The sequence below is a fragment of the Comamonas sp. Z1 genome (assembly GCF_008121555.1).
GTDB classification, from domain to species: Bacteria; Pseudomonadota; Gammaproteobacteria; order Burkholderiales; family Burkholderiaceae_C; genus Comamonas; species Comamonas thiooxydans.
In genome coordinates this window covers 147,611-161,049 of sequence record NZ_VOQT01000007.1, presented here as the reverse complement: position 1 = coordinate 161,049, position 13,439 = coordinate 147,611, and the positions used below count along the sequence as shown (strand labels likewise).

Here is a 13,439-nt window from a genome sequence, read left to right as displayed (position 1 = left end):
CTGACCCCTGCCATTCTTGAAATTCACTGAAGGACCATCATGATGAATCGCCGAGACTTTGTCCAAGCCGCCGCCGCTGCCGGCATTGCCACAGGCCTGGCTGGTTGCGCCGCAGCTGTGAGCGGCCATTCCAGGCTGCAATGGAAGCACTTTCCCGCAGGCGACAAGGGCTTTTTCCGTGCGCCCGTGCTGCTATCGGGCGACAGGGAGGCCATGCTCATCGACGGCGGCTTTTCCCTGCCCGATGGCCGTGCCGTGGCCGAAGCCATCAAGGCATCGGGCAAGCAGCTGACCACCATCTACGTCAGCCAGAGCGACCCGGACTATTACTTCAGCCTGGGCCCGATCAAGGCAGCCTTCCCCGCTGCCAGGGTGCTGGCCGCCTCCGACACCATTGCCGCCATCCGCGCCAACGTGCAAAAGAAGATAGCTACCTGGGCGCCTCAGCTCAAGGAGAACGGTCCGCAGAAGCTCGTCGACATCGTCTTTCCTGAAGCCTATGACGGCCCTGCACTGATGCTGGAAGGCAACACCATCGAAATCGTCAACGCACAAGGACTGGAGAACCGCCGCTACCTGTGGGTCCCCTCGCTGAATGCAGTCTTCGGTGGCGTGCTGATCTTCTCCGGGTTGCATGTGTGGACGGCCGATACCCCGACGGCAGCCTCTCGCGCGGCCTGGGTAAAGAACCTGGAAGCCATCGCTGCGCGCAATCCGGCCGTGGTCGTGCCGGGCCACCTGGGCGCCCATGGAGCGCTGGATGTTTCGGCAGTGAACTACACCCGCGAGTACCTGCTGGCCTTCGAGCAGGAGCTGGCCAGGGCGGCCAATGGCGACGCGCTGATCGCAGCCATTAACAAGCGCTATCCTGACGCCGGCCTGGCCGCCGCGCTGCAGATCGGCGCCAAGGTGGCCACGGGTGAGATGAAGTGGGGCTGAAGCCCGGGATGCACACCATGACCACCAATCTGGATATCATCCGCGCGACCTACGAAGGTTCGTCCGAGGAGAACGGCAGGAATCTGCTGGCGGCACTGGCGCCCGATGCCAGATGGACCGAGGCCGCCGGCTTTCCCTATGCCGGAACTTATGTCGGCCCGCAGCAGATTGCCTCGGGCGTGTTCCAGCGGCTGGCGACGGAGTGGGACGGCTACAGCGCCAAGGTCCACACCTACCTGGCCGATGGCGACCGTGTGGCAGCCTTCGGCGTCTATTCGGGAACCTACCGCAAGACGGGCAAGGCGATGACGGCGGGCTTCGCTCACCTGTACCGGCTCAAGGAGGGCAGGATCACGAGCATGGAGCAGTATGTGGACAGCCACCTGGTGCAGCAGGCGCTGCTGGCCTGAGCGCGACGGAGTCCTGCCATGAGCGAAGTCAATGCGCAGCTGCAAGCCATTCTGTCGCTGATGCGGGCCGGGCAATGGAATGCCGCGCACGATGCCGTGCAGCGACATGAAGGCCTGCTCGCGGCCTGGCTGCACGGACTGCTGCATCTGCAGGAAGGCGATCTGGAGGACGCCGAGAACTGGTATGAGCGGGCAGGGCTGCGCTTCAGGCAGCGCGGCACGCTGCAGCAGGAGCTGGCCCGGTTCGAAGCGGCGCTGCGCGCTCGGTCCGGCGCGTGAACCCGAGGCCGGCCGTCCGAGAGCCGGCCTTTTGGCGGCAGAGCTGGAAGCCTCATCCCAGTGCCTGCCTCGCAAGATGCGCAACGGCCAGCTGCCTGTTGGCCCTGGTGCGCTCTCCGTCCTCCAGGAACCAGGCTGCCGACAAAGCGGCGTGAGCCATAACCCATTTGAGTAAACGCCGACGTTCCAGCCCCGTGACATTGATGACTACTGCAAGCTGCCGCGCGAAGCGCCCCGGGTCGGTGCAAGTCTCCAGGTCGGGGTTGCACAGCACGCTAACGTAGTCGTAGTACCGCTCACCTGTGACGCGCTTTGGATCTATCGCCAGCCATCCACGTCTGTCGAAATCGAGTATGTTGCCATGGTGCGTATCGCCATGCAGGACGACAGGCTCGCGCTGCTCATTCAGCAACTCAGCTGCCACCGTTGCGCATTCGGCCATCAAGCCGCCTTCCTGCTGCGCCATCAACGCGAGTGACCTAAAAAAATCCGTCAGCGTCAGCAGTTCTTCAGGTGGTGCGGAGGATCTCTTTGAATGCAGTTGCTCGATGGTGTGGCAGATACAGCTTGTCGCTGCATCATCTTCGCCTTCTCTAGCCATGTGCAGCAAATGCTTGGAGCCGGTTGCGCGCTCCATCAGTAGCGCTCCTGAATCTTGGTCGCAAGCATAGACTCGCGCTGCTCCATTGCCGTCCCACCATTGAAGCACTCTGCCGCCGATGCGCTCGTCAAGGTTTCGCGTGATCTTGATCATCGCTGGAAGATCTGCCAAGTTCCTTGCAAGGATGACTGGCAGAAGGTCACTTGTATGAGTTGTGAAGGGGTCACCAGCCGCCTTCGCACTCCAGCGGTGGAGATGGATATCAAACAGGTCGAGGTGGGGCATCTGGCTGATTTTCGAGCTAACTCATGCAATCCGAAGGTGTGGTGCGGTATCCAATGTCCGCTGACGACTGTGGCTTCAACTGCTCAATGCAGCTCCTTGACCGGGGCTCCGGAGTGTCGGGCATGCCTATCAAGGCTGGCTGGGTGGTGTGCTCAATTTCTCCGGCATTACTTTCTTCCGGTGCTCAAGCCAGCTTCCGCAAGCAGCCAAGGCCATGCTACGGACATTGGTTGCCCTGAAAGGTCCCCTCGACTTCTGAGCAAGGGTCTTGTCCTGAGGTTCAGTCCTCGCTCTCACGCGGGTAGCCTGCGTCTGCCCAGCGCTGTGCAGACGCACGGGTGAGACTATGGTCCGGCCGGACTCGTACCCTGGCCAATTCGCTGCCGTCCGCCGCGGTGGCAGTGAGAGTCGCCGTGGGATTGTCCTCATCGGGCTCAATATCGAGAGCTACCGTCACGCGCAATCCGCGCACTTCAATCTGTATGGCTTTGTGCAACAGCGCCGCCTGGTGCTGCTCATGGCGACGTATCACTTCGCTGGCAGTCTTTACCAGCGTGTTGAAGGCCGACACATCAAGAGGCTTGGGATTCTTCTTGTCGCGCCCCATGGTCCATGGGCCGACCAGAGCTGGTTCCGCCTGGCCGTCTTGGGTCATTGACACTGCCCAGCCATCGTCGTCTTCATTCTTGATGACGCGGGCTTCCCAGCCCTTGTGGTGCCAAAGGCGGTCTTCGAAGATGGATACGTCTTCTGGTTCGAGTTCTGCTGGCATGTCTGGACTTTTCCTGGAGCTATCAAGTCCAAAGTCTACTGTTTCTTTATACAGTTTGTGAGGCTGGGTTTATCTCAAGCTTGGGCGCTGTGGGCCATGCCTGCCCTGACCAGGTCGATGCGGAGGCCGGCATTGGGCAAGACCATCCAGGTTGAAAGCAGCGGCTGCATTCGAGCATCGAGTCAACCCAAAGCCACCATCAATTGACGAACCTCATTCGTCCATTTGGAGTGAGAGACTACAGTTCATGGCTATACACGATGAAACCGCTATGTTTGGCTAATTTGTCGTAGAGCGCTCGGCCGGCTTCATTGGTTGCTTGTGTTTGCCAATAGACGCGATTTGAGCCAGCCAGTATTGCTTGCTTATAGACGCTGCTGATCAGGGCCTTGCCAACTCCAAGCTGACGCCTTTTCGGGGCCGTGAAAAGATCCTGCAGATAGCAGACCGGACCAAGTCTCGTAGTACTACGGTGAAAAATGTAATGAGCTAGGCCAACCACTTCTCCTGCATCTTCAGCGACCAGCGCAAATACAGGTTCGATGGGATTGAAGAATCGCTCCCAGGTCTTTTGGGTAATTTCCTTCGCCAGTCCGGTAGCTCCGGACCTTCCATAGAAAGCGTTATAGCCATCCCAGAGCGAAAGCCAGGCTTCAAAGTCATGTGGTTGGACTTCTCTTACTACTACAGTTGTTGCAGCGTTACTTTTAGACATGGGAAAGACTTTTCATAGTACGAGCCGTGAGTAAATTGAACGGTCTGCACCGAAGTGTAAGGTCTGCTCGTGGCCGCTAGGCCACCGTCCCGGCACGATCCAGGGCGGACATGCATGCACACATCAGCGTGCAACAATTCTCTGAGGCTGATGACCCTGGGCAACGATTCGCAGCCATGGCCAACGCGCTTGGTAAGACTCGGCCTTTTGTTGGAAAAGCTCACGATGCGGCGTCAATGGATTGAGTGCCAAAACTCCGTCATAGATCAGATCCAGGCTGTTCGGTGCATAGAGGCCGCCTGGGCGAAGACCCACGCAGGTAGCTGGGATCAGGAACCGGTCTATTCCCTCGCAAGAGCTTCGCAGTGCCTCATATGGGCGACCGAAATATGACTCGTACCACAGGTGAACCCGAGCTTGGTTCGTGACTTCAATCTTGATGCCAAGGTCGCGTAAAACGCGATCGGCATGTGCTTGCATCTTCTGCTCCGCACCGTCAGTGGTGCTCGATGGATCAAAGTAGAAGAGATCGTAGTCTTTGATGGAATCCTCTGGATTCCGCTGCGCCTGCAAATTCCAAACTGTCTGAAATAAGCAGCCTGCAACAAGCCAGCCGTCTGGAAGATTCAAATCATCCCAGCGTTCAAGAATCGTACGATTGTTGCTATTTTGGAGGACATCCGCAACGAAGCGCTCAGGCGTAGGCATCGGGACAGTCAATCCTTGGTGGAGCAAAAGTGAGAGGCAGGTTCGAGCCTATTTTGCTTCGGTTGCGAAAACCCGCTTCCGGCCAAAGGAAGCCTCTCGCTCCGGCTGGCTGCATGCCGGCAATCGGCAAAGGGCCTGGTGCTGCCGAAATACTGTGATGCCAATGGAAAACCGCCTGTGCGCTCCATGCACGCAGGCGGTTTCAGCTATCAAGGAGTATCTTCAGACTTCGCGCCCGGCCTGATGGCCTGAATGCATGGCGCCTTCGATATAGCCCAGATCCTGGCAGTCGCCGATACGGCGCACGGGAGTCCGGGTAAGGGATTGCAGCTGGTCGGCAACGGCGGAGTCGGCCTCGGCTCCAATGGCCAGCACCACGGAGTCGGCTGGCGTGCGGTATTCCTCGCCTTTTTTGTCCGTCCAGACGACTTCCTTGCGCTCGATGCGCGTGACGTTGGACTGCATCAGCAGCTTGCCGTGCTTCTTCACGGCGTCGTACACGCGCCAGCGGCGCACGATGGCCAGTTCGGTACCGGGATGGGTGCCAGGGTCCAGCACGGTGACTTCGCGGCCGCGATCGAGCAGGAACTCGGCCAGTTCCAGGCCGACCAGGCCTGCGCCGATGATGACCACGCGCTTGCCCAGGGGCATCCACAGCTTGGACAGGTTCTGGATCGCTGCCGTGCTGTCCGTCACCTTGAACATGCCGCCGGCCTTGAACAGCGCGCGCTCGGCCAGATTCAGCTTGGCCTTGGCAATTTCTTCGGCGCGATCGCCCGTCATCAGACGGCGCAGTTCGTCGCCGCTCCAGACATGGCTTTGCTGCGCGCCTTCGATGGCGGGCGCGGCACGCCTGGCGCCGGTGCCCACCAGAATTTCGTCAGGCTGCAGCTCGGCCAGCAGCCCGGCATCGACTGTGGTGTTCAAGCGCAGCTGGATGTTCGGGTGGTCCATCTGCCGCACCAGATAGTCGAGCAGGCGGCCGTTCTCGGGATAGGCCAGTGCGGCAAAGAACAGCGTGCCGCCCAGGCGGTCGCTTCGCTCGACCAGCGTCACGCGATGGCCGCGCAGGGCGGCGACGCGGGCGGCTTCCATACCCGAAGGGCCGCCACCGACGATCAGTACATGCTTGGGCTTTTCGGCAAAGGTGATGGTCTTGGTCGCCTCGTGGCCGGTCTGTGCGTTGACCGCGCACTTGATGCCCTTGTTGATGAAAATCTCGCTCACGCAGGCATAGCAATAAATGCAGGGGCGCACGCTCTGGGCGGCGTTGGCTTGCAGTTTGTTGGCCAGGTCGGGGTCGGCCAGCAGCTTGCGGCCCATGGCCACAAAGTCAATCTCGCCATTGCTGATGGCGGCGGCGGCGGCATCCAGCTCCCAGCGGCCGGCCGAGATGATGGGAATGCCGACGGCCTTTTTGATGCCGGTGGCAAATTCGCGATAGGCATTCTGCTTTTGCGGAATCGGTGCATCGGTGAAGGCCGTGCCTGTGGGCAGGCGCGCATAGGCCGAGACGTTGATGGCATCCACGCCCAGCTCTTCGCAGAGCTTGGCGGTCTTGAGCGCCTCGTCCATGGTGATGCCGCCGGGCGTGTGCATTTCTTCTGCGTCGATGCGGACCCAGATGGGGAAGTCAGCGCCCACGCGCTCGCGCACGGCAGTCAGCACCTCGCGCAGCAGGCGGCTGCGGTTTTCATAGCTGCCGCCGTATTCATCGCTGCGGCTGTTGAAAAAGGGAGAGAGGAAGTTGGCGATCATGTAGTTGTGCGCGCAGTGCACTTCCACAGCATCGAAGTTGGCCTGCTTGGCGCGCAGGGCGGCCGCAGCAAACCATTCCACCATCTGTGCAATATCGGCCTTGTCCATCACGCGGTAGCGGTCGGGGTAGGGGCTAACCCCCACAAAGGTCGAGAACTCCTTGGGCGTGACGGTGCGCATGGCTTCGGCCACAGGGCCGTCGGGCGGAATCGAGGACACCCACATCTCGCGCCCGTGGGTGCGGTCATTGGCAGCGACCTTGCCGCTGTGATTGATCTGGATGGCGACTTTGCCGCCGTGCGAGTGAACGCGGCGCGTGACTTCCGCCAGGCCGGGGATGAAGCTGTCATTGGAGATGCCCAGCTGGTGCGGCTCGCTGGTGCCGGTGGGCCAGGAGATGGCGGCCGTGCCCATGATGATGAGGCCGGTGCCGCCCTTGGCACGCTCTTCGTAATAGTCCTGGGCGCGTTCGCCGCAGATACCGTCGATGCCGCCGTAGTTCTCGCCCATGGGGGCCATGATGATGCGGTTCTTCAGCTCCATGGTGCCGATACGGCCCGGCTCCAGCATTGATGCGTGGGGATTGCTCATTTTGTTTCGCTGTCTCCTATAGTTTTCGGCCGAGTTCGGCCCCTTCTTCGATGGCGCGCGCTGCATCAATTTTGTGAGCATTGCGCGCGCCCCCAATCACAGTGTGCGCAATGTTTTGTGCTTGAAGCCTTGATGACCAGGGGTCATGTGATTCCTGGCCGGCGCAGACCACGATGTTGTCCACGCTCAGGCAGCGCTGCTCTCCGCGTATGCGCAGGTGCAGGCCGTTGTCGTCGATATGGATGTACTCCACATCGTTGAACATGCGTGCGCTCTTGTTCTTGAGCCGGGTGCGGCGAATCCAGCCCGTGGTGGTGGGCAGGCTGCTGCCCATGGCGGCCTTGCTGCGCTGAAGCAGCCAGATCTGACGTGGCGAATCGGCTTTCTTGCTGGCCTTGATGCCGCCGCGCAGCTCGCGTTCGGGATCGATGCCCCATTCGCGGTCAAAGGCGGCCACGCTGCCGTCGTCGGACTTGTGATGGGCCAGCAGCTCGGCCATGTCAAAGCCCAGAGGCCCTGCGCCCACGATGGCCACGCGTTCGCCGACAAAGCGGGGGCTGCGCAAGGCCTCGATATAGTCCACCACCTTGGAGCTGTTCTCGCCCTCGATGCCGCTGCGTCGCGGTGTCACTCCCGTGGCCACGACCACATGATCAAATCCGCTCAGGGTGTCGATGTCCGGTGTGGTGTTGAGCCGCAGCTCTATGCCCAGGCGCTGGATTTCATGCTCGAAATAGCGCAGCGTCTCGCCCAGCTCCTGCTTGCCGGGCACTTTCTGCGCCAGAAAGAACTGGCCGCCGACGCGGATGCCGGGCTCGAACAGCGTCACCTTGTGGCCTCGGTCGGCCGCCTCGCGCGCGCAGGCCAGTCCTGCAGGTCCGGCACCGAGTACGGCGATCTTGCGCGGAACTGCGGCTTTTTCCTGCGGCCATTCCCATTCGCGGCAGGCTCTGGGGTTGACCAGGCAGCTGACCTGCTGGCGCGTGAAGATGCGATCCAGACAGGACTGATTGCAGGCAATGCAGGTGTTGATGGCGCTGCTCTGGCCCGCCTGCGCCTTGCGCACAAAGGCCGGGTCGGCCAGAAAGGGGCGAGCCATGGCCACCATGTCGGCATGACCCTGGGCAATCAGGTCATCGGCCACTTCGGGGGTGTTGATGCGGTTGCTGGCCGCCACGGGGACACTGACTGCCTGCCTGAGTTGCTCGGCAGCCCAGCTGAATGCAGCGCGCGGCACCATCATGGCGATGGTGGGAATGCGCGCCTCATGCCAGCCCACGCTGGTGTTGAACAGGTTCACGCCAGCGGCTTCCAGCTGGCGGGCCAGGTCCAGCACTTCCTTCCAGTGGCTGCCATGCTCGACCAGGTCCATCAGAGACAGGCGAAAGCTGATGACGAAGTTCTCGGGCACAGCCGCGCGTATGCCCTGCACGATGCGCAGCGCAAAGCGGCTGCGGCCGGCGGCATCGCCGCCCCATTCGTCGGTGCGGAAGTTGGTCAGCGGCGCCAGAAACTGGTTGATCAGATAGCCCTCGCCGCCCATGACTTCCACGCCGTCATAGCCGGCTTCGCGGGCCAGGCAGGCGCAGCGCACATAGTCGGCAATGATCTGCTCGATCTGGGTCGCGCTGAGTTCGCGCGAGCTGCGGTTGCTGAGCCTGGACAGCACGCTGCTGGGCGAGACGCCGCCGCTGCCGTGGTCGTAGCGGCCCACATGCAGTACCTGCATGAGGATATGGCTGCCTTCGGCATGCACGGCGTCGGTGATGAGGCGGTGCCGGGCCGCCTGCTCGGGCGTGCACAGCGTCGAGAACTCGGCATGCTCGGGCATGCCCAGCGCCCACTCGTTGACGCCGAAGCCGCCGGTGACGATGAGCTGCAGCCCTTCCCGGGCACGCTCGGTATAGAAGAGGGCTAGCTTCTCGAAACCCTGCGCCTGATCCTCCAGCCCGGTATGCATGGAGCCCATCAGAATCCGGTTCTTCAGGGTGATGTGGCCAATGGTGATGGGCTGGAAGAGATGGGGGTACATGGCTGGTTTCCTCACACGCAAACGTTGCGCCAGTGTAGGAAGGGCCACGGTAAATTTTCCCTAGGGGAATTACATCGTCCGTTTGCATGTAGTCTGGTTGTTCATGATGGGCTTTGATGTGCGCCATCACCACCCAGACAAAAGGAGACAAGACATGTCCATCATCGTGATGAGCGGCTGCGCCACCGGCATTGGTGCCGCTACGCGCAAGGTCCTGGAAGCGGCCGGTCACCAGATCGTAGGCATCGATATACGCGATGCGGAAGTGATTGCCGATCTCTCGACGGCCGAAGGTCGAAAGCAGGCGATTGCCGATGTACTGGCGAAGTGCAGCAAGGGCATGGACGGCCTGGTGCTGTGCGCCGGCCTGGGACCGCAGACCAAGGTGCTTGGCAATGTGGTTTCGGTCAATTATTTTGGCGCGACCGAGCTGCTGGATGCCTTTCTGCCAGAGCTGAAAAAAGGCCATCAGCCCGCAGCCGTCGTCATCTCGTCCGTGGCTTCCGCTCATCTGGCTTTTGACAAGAACCCACTGGCACCGGCACTGGAGGCCGGCGAGGAAGCCAAGGCCCGCGCCATTGTCGAACAAGCGGGAGAGCAGGGCGGCAATCTGGCCTATGCGGGCAGCAAGAATGCCTTGACGGTGGCTGTGCGCAAACGCACCGCAGCCTGGGGCCAGGCCGGCGTGCGTCTGAATACCATCGCCCCCGGCGCGACCGAGACTCCCTTGCTGCAGGCGGGCCTGCAGGATCCTCGCTATGGCGAATCCATTGCCAAGTTTGTGCCTCCCATGGGCCGCCGAGCCGAGCCGTCCGAGATGGCGTCGGTCATCGCCTTTTTGATGAGCCCGGCCGCAAGCTATGTGCATGGCGCGCAGATCGTCATTGATGGCGGCATTGATGCTGTGATGCGTCCGACACAGTTCTGACATCTCCTGAGGCGCTTTGCCTTGGTGCTCCTGCGCCTTTCCTCTCTCTGCAGGAGGGCAACGACGGCCTCGCCGCAAGGCGGTTTTTTTGCTTGCTGCCCCCGTTTGGGCATTGCCGGTTTTCAACGGCACTTGCTAAAAGGATGATTTGAGATGAATACTCCAGAACATATGACAGCCGTGGTGCAGCACTATGTGGCTGCGCTCAATGCCGGCGATCTGGACGGCATCGTCGCGCTGTTTGCCGATGACGCCACGGTGGAAGACCCCGTGGGCTCCGAACCCAGGCGTGGCACGGCTGCGATTCGTGCGTTTTACGCCAACTCGCTCAAGCTGCCGCTAGCGGTGGAGCTGACGCAGGAGGTGCGCGCGGTTGCCGACGAGGCGGCCTTCGCTTTCACCGTCAGTTTCGAGTATCAGGGCCGCAAGACCGTGATTGCGCCCATCGATCACTTTCGCTTCAATGGCGCGGGCAAGGTGGTGAGCATGCGCGCCTTGTTTGGCGAGAAGAATATTCACGCCGCCATCTGATGAGAGTCAGGCGCTTGACTGCTTCGGATATGGAAGCTGTCTTCGCCTGATTTAAAAGGATTACAAGACTCTTTGAATCTGAAATCCATTGATATACAGCGGGAGATGCTATTGATTTTGTTGTTCAAGGCGGTGCAGCGAATGCCCCAGCCTGAGCCGGCTTACAGATGGAAGTGCCCGGCTGCCTCGGGCTGGTAGAGCACTTTCTCGATCCGGATATGGCAGGTGCGATCGAGAATCCGCCAGTCGATGCGGTCTCCTTCCCGACAGCCCAGAATGGCCGTGCCCACGCCCGAGAAAACCGAGAGCCTTCCTGCACTGTCATCGGCATCCTCGGGGTAGACCAGAGCCACTTCGACGGCCATCTCATCGAGGCGCAGCAAGGCTTTGGAGTTCATCGTGACCACATTGCGCTGCACCTGCCGGGCATCGACGACGGCGGCACGCTCGATTTCATGCTCCAGATCGACCGCTTGCGACTCCCATTCCAGGGCGAGCAGATCTCTGAGGCGTGCCTGATCCACGGCGGTGATGCAAATGCCGCCCGCCGCTCCCGGTAGCCCGGCGCGCAAGCGCTGGAGGTAGCGCTGCGCCGTCATCGCATAGGACTTGAGTGCAGGCGTTTCACTCTCCAGCACAAAGCCGTTGTGCGCAAAGGCTTTGAGCGAGCGCGTGTTGTCGGCATGGATCCTCGCAATCAGTCTTTCGGCACGCATGTCGAAAAAGGCCAGCTTCATGCCCTCGTGCAAGGCGCTGGCGCCGAGCTTGCGCCCCCAGTTGTCGCGCTTGCCGATGACCAGCACGATTTCGCAGTCCGGTCCATTGCGGATCAGGCGCACGAAGCCCACGGGCAGGTCGTCGCGGTCGTAGGCCATGAAGAAGCGGCCGCCCTGATTGAAGAGATGGGTGAGTATGGGCAGCTGAACCCGGTCGATGAGCTGCTCTATGTGACGTGAGACATGGCGCGAATCGCTGAGGTGGCGCACGACGTCTTCGTCGCTCAGCCAGTCCATCAGATTCAGTGCATTGGCCCGCGTGATTTCCGGGCACAGGGATATGAAAGGCTTGCTCATCTTCAACACCGTCGGTTGCAAGAATGAAAGCCTTTCATGGCCACGGCGCGGGCCATGACGGTTCTTTCGACACAGTCGCCGATTCTAGGCAAGCAGATTCTGCTGCGCAGGCGCAGCGCTGATCTCGCATCTCTTTGCTCGGTCTATGGCAAGCCAGCGGTGTGGCGTGCGGTGCTTGCCCCGGAGCCGGAGAAGCCATGGCGCCGGCGCTGCAACACAGCAACTGCCGACGGCTGTCGATGCTCTGTATTCAGAAGCTGCTTGCGCTTGACTGCATTCGAACTTCGAATGCTTTATGGTCATGATCAATAAAAGACAGGCGCAAGATGCTCTTATTTAGATAGCATTTGAAGCGCTGAATATTGCGATCCGTGCCGGGTCGACGCGCGTAGTCCAGCCAGGCCGGCCATTCAGGGATCGGCGTATTTGAGATGGATGATCGGGTAGGCGCGGCCTTGTCCGTCATGCGGGGAGCGGCCCGTGCGCTTGAAGCCCAGGCGCTCGTAAAAGCCCACTGCCTGAGCGTTGTGCTCGTTCACATCGGTGCTCATCTCGGGATGCAGTGCCAGGCCGTGGCGCACCAGCGCCGCACCGAGGCCCCGGTGTCTGAAAGCGGGGTCCACAAACAGCGCTTCCATATGGCCCTGGTCCATGAGCATGAAGGCCAGGGGATGGTCCTGCTCGTCGACGGCGAACCACAGCGGGGCGTGTGGCAGAAATCCGCACACCATCTCATCAATCTCGAAGCGATCCTGCGGGCTCAGAAAGTCATGCGTGGCATCAACGGCCTGGCGCCAGATCTCGATCGCTCGTGCCCCTTCGTCGGGGCGGGAAGCTCGAATGGAAGTCATCGCCGGATTATGTACATCAAGCATGCCTGTCCCGGGGACTGGCATCAAGAGCGGTCCATGCCTGTCAGATGGGGCGCCAGCACCTCGGTGATCCAGTTCAGGAAGGCGGTGACCCGTGGCGCGATATGCCTGCGATGCGGGTACAGCAGGGACACCGGCATGGGCGCCGCCCTGAAGTCGGGCATGACCTCGACCAGCAGGCCCTGATCCAGCAGATGGCGCGCACCCCGGACGGGTGCCTGAATCATGCCAAGACCGGCAACACAGGCGGCTTGATAGGCATCCGTGCCATTGACCACCAGGGCGCTGCGCACGGGATGTAGAGCGATCTCCTTGCCGCGCTGGTACTCCCAGCCCGCGCCATGCCGACCGAGCTGGTTCGCATAGTGAATGATGCAGTGCCGTGACAGATCGGCCAGTGTTGCGGGCGTGCCGTGGCGCTCCAGATAGGCGGGACTGGCCAGATTGCACATCTCCATTGCACCGATGGTGCGGGCGATCAGGTCGGTATCTGCCAGCGGGCCAATGCGCACCACACAGTCAAAGCCTTCCTGCACCACATCCACGCGGCGGTCGCTGGTGCTGATGCCTACTTCCAGCAAAGGGTGGGCCGAGAGGAATTCGGGCAGTTTCGGAATGACGACATCCCGGGCCAGAGAGTTGGGCATATCGATGCGCAGACTGCCTCGCAGCCCGCTGGCGGCAGGCTGGAACATGGCTTGCAGCTGTTCCAGGTCGGCCATGAGTTCCTTGCTGCGCTCAAGGAACTGCTCGCCATCGGCGCTCAGCCGGACATGCCGCGTGGTGCGTTGCAGCAGACGGGTTCCCAGCTGCTTTTCCAGCTGCTGCACCACGGTAGACACACGGCTTTTGGTCAGCCCGAGCTGCTCTGCGGCCTGGGTGAAGCTGGAGAGTTCGGCAACGCGGGTGAACACATGAAGCGCATTGAAATCCATGGCTTTATTG

At 61.1% G+C, this 13,439-nt stretch carries 14 protein-coding genes; 5 read left to right on the top strand and 9 right to left on the bottom strand.

All coding sequences use genetic code 11. From position 1 onward, the window contains the following. The first annotated feature begins 39 nt into the window (after window positions 1-39). Genes FSY45_RS14770 through FSY45_RS14760 form a run of 3 tightly spaced genes read left to right on the top strand, consistent with a single transcriptional unit; the run spans window position 40 to window position 1,628 of the window. Window positions 40-939 (top strand): MBL fold metallo-hydrolase, encoded by a 900-nt coding sequence (locus FSY45_RS14770; RefSeq protein ID WP_046461349.1) that lies wholly within the window; start codon window positions 40-42, stop codon window positions 937-939. A gap of 17 nt (window positions 940-956) precedes the next feature. Next, window positions 957-1,349, top strand: coding sequence for a nuclear transport factor 2 family protein (locus FSY45_RS14765; protein ID WP_046461397.1), 393 nt, complete (start codon window positions 957-959; stop codon window positions 1,347-1,349). An 18-nt stretch (window positions 1,350-1,367) separates the two neighbouring features. After that, complete coding sequence (locus FSY45_RS14760; RefSeq protein WP_034360276.1) at window positions 1,368-1,628, top strand: hypothetical protein; 261 nt, start codon at window positions 1,368-1,370, stop codon at window positions 1,626-1,628. A gap of 52 nt (window positions 1,629-1,680) precedes the next feature. On the opposite strand, the gene FSY45_RS14755 is transcribed toward FSY45_RS14760, so the two are convergent. From FSY45_RS14755 to FSY45_RS14730, 6 genes are all read right to left on the bottom strand, one after another. Continuing rightward, window positions 1,681-2,514, bottom strand: a complete 834-nt coding sequence (locus FSY45_RS14755; RefSeq protein WP_080944450.1) for an aminoglycoside phosphotransferase family protein — start codon at window positions 2,512-2,514, stop codon at window positions 1,681-1,683. A gap of 280 nt (window positions 2,515-2,794) precedes the next feature. Beyond that, window positions 2,795-3,286, bottom strand: coding sequence for a hypothetical protein (locus FSY45_RS14750; protein ID WP_004341242.1), 492 nt, complete (start codon window positions 3,284-3,286; stop codon window positions 2,795-2,797). Window positions 3,287-3,524: 238 nt separating this feature from the next. Beyond that, window positions 3,525-4,001 (bottom strand): GNAT family N-acetyltransferase, encoded by a 477-nt coding sequence (locus FSY45_RS14745; protein ID WP_046461350.1) that lies wholly within the window; start codon window positions 3,999-4,001, stop codon window positions 3,525-3,527. 123 nt (window positions 4,002-4,124) lie between these two features. Continuing rightward, window positions 4,125-4,709 (bottom strand): nucleotidyltransferase family protein, encoded by a 585-nt coding sequence (locus tag FSY45_RS14740; protein WP_046461351.1) that lies wholly within the window; start codon window positions 4,707-4,709, stop codon window positions 4,125-4,127. A 222-nt stretch (window positions 4,710-4,931) separates the two neighbouring features. Continuing rightward, a complete protein-coding gene (locus FSY45_RS14735) occupies window positions 4,932-7,058 on the bottom strand; it encodes an NAD(P)/FAD-dependent oxidoreductase (RefSeq protein WP_046461352.1) in 2,127 nt (708 codons plus the stop codon). 16 nt (window positions 7,059-7,074) lie between these two features. Beyond that, the gene (locus FSY45_RS14730; protein ID WP_046461353.1) at window positions 7,075-9,090 is read right to left on the bottom strand and encodes an NADPH-dependent 2,4-dienoyl-CoA reductase; all 2,016 of its coding nucleotides are present in this window, start codon (window positions 9,088-9,090) and stop codon (window positions 7,075-7,077) included. Window positions 9,091-9,244: 154 nt separating this feature from the next. Here FSY45_RS14730 and FSY45_RS14725 point away from each other — a divergent pair, with 154 nt between their 5' ends. Beyond that, the gene (locus FSY45_RS14725; protein WP_046461354.1) at window positions 9,245-10,018 is read left to right on the top strand and encodes a 3-alpha-hydroxysteroid 3-dehydrogenase; all 774 of its coding nucleotides are present in this window, start codon (window positions 9,245-9,247) and stop codon (window positions 10,016-10,018) included. A gap of 153 nt (window positions 10,019-10,171) precedes the next feature. Next, window positions 10,172-10,549: a steroid Delta-isomerase gene (locus FSY45_RS14720; RefSeq protein WP_034363650.1), complete on the top strand. Its 378-nt coding sequence runs from the start codon at window positions 10,172-10,174 to the stop codon at window positions 10,547-10,549. A gap of 161 nt (window positions 10,550-10,710) precedes the next feature. Here the strand turns inward: FSY45_RS14720 and FSY45_RS14715 are convergent, their stop codons facing one another. The 3 genes from FSY45_RS14715 to FSY45_RS14705 form a co-directional block, all read right to left on the bottom strand. Next, window positions 10,711-11,622: a bifunctional GNAT family N-acetyltransferase/nucleoside diphosphate kinase regulator gene (locus FSY45_RS14715; protein WP_046461355.1), complete on the bottom strand. Its 912-nt coding sequence runs from the start codon at window positions 11,620-11,622 to the stop codon at window positions 10,711-10,713. A gap of 410 nt (window positions 11,623-12,032) precedes the next feature. Then, entirely contained in the window at window positions 12,033-12,473 is a 441-nt protein-coding gene (locus FSY45_RS14710) for an acetyltransferase (protein ID WP_046461356.1), read from the bottom strand. Window positions 12,474-12,517: 44 nt separating this feature from the next. Then, window positions 12,518-13,429 carry a LysR family transcriptional regulator gene (locus FSY45_RS14705; RefSeq protein ID WP_012837519.1) on the bottom strand — a complete coding sequence of 304 codons (912 nt, stop codon included), beginning with the start codon at window positions 13,427-13,429 and terminating at the stop codon, window positions 12,518-12,520. Window positions 13,430-13,439 lie beyond the last annotated feature (10 nt).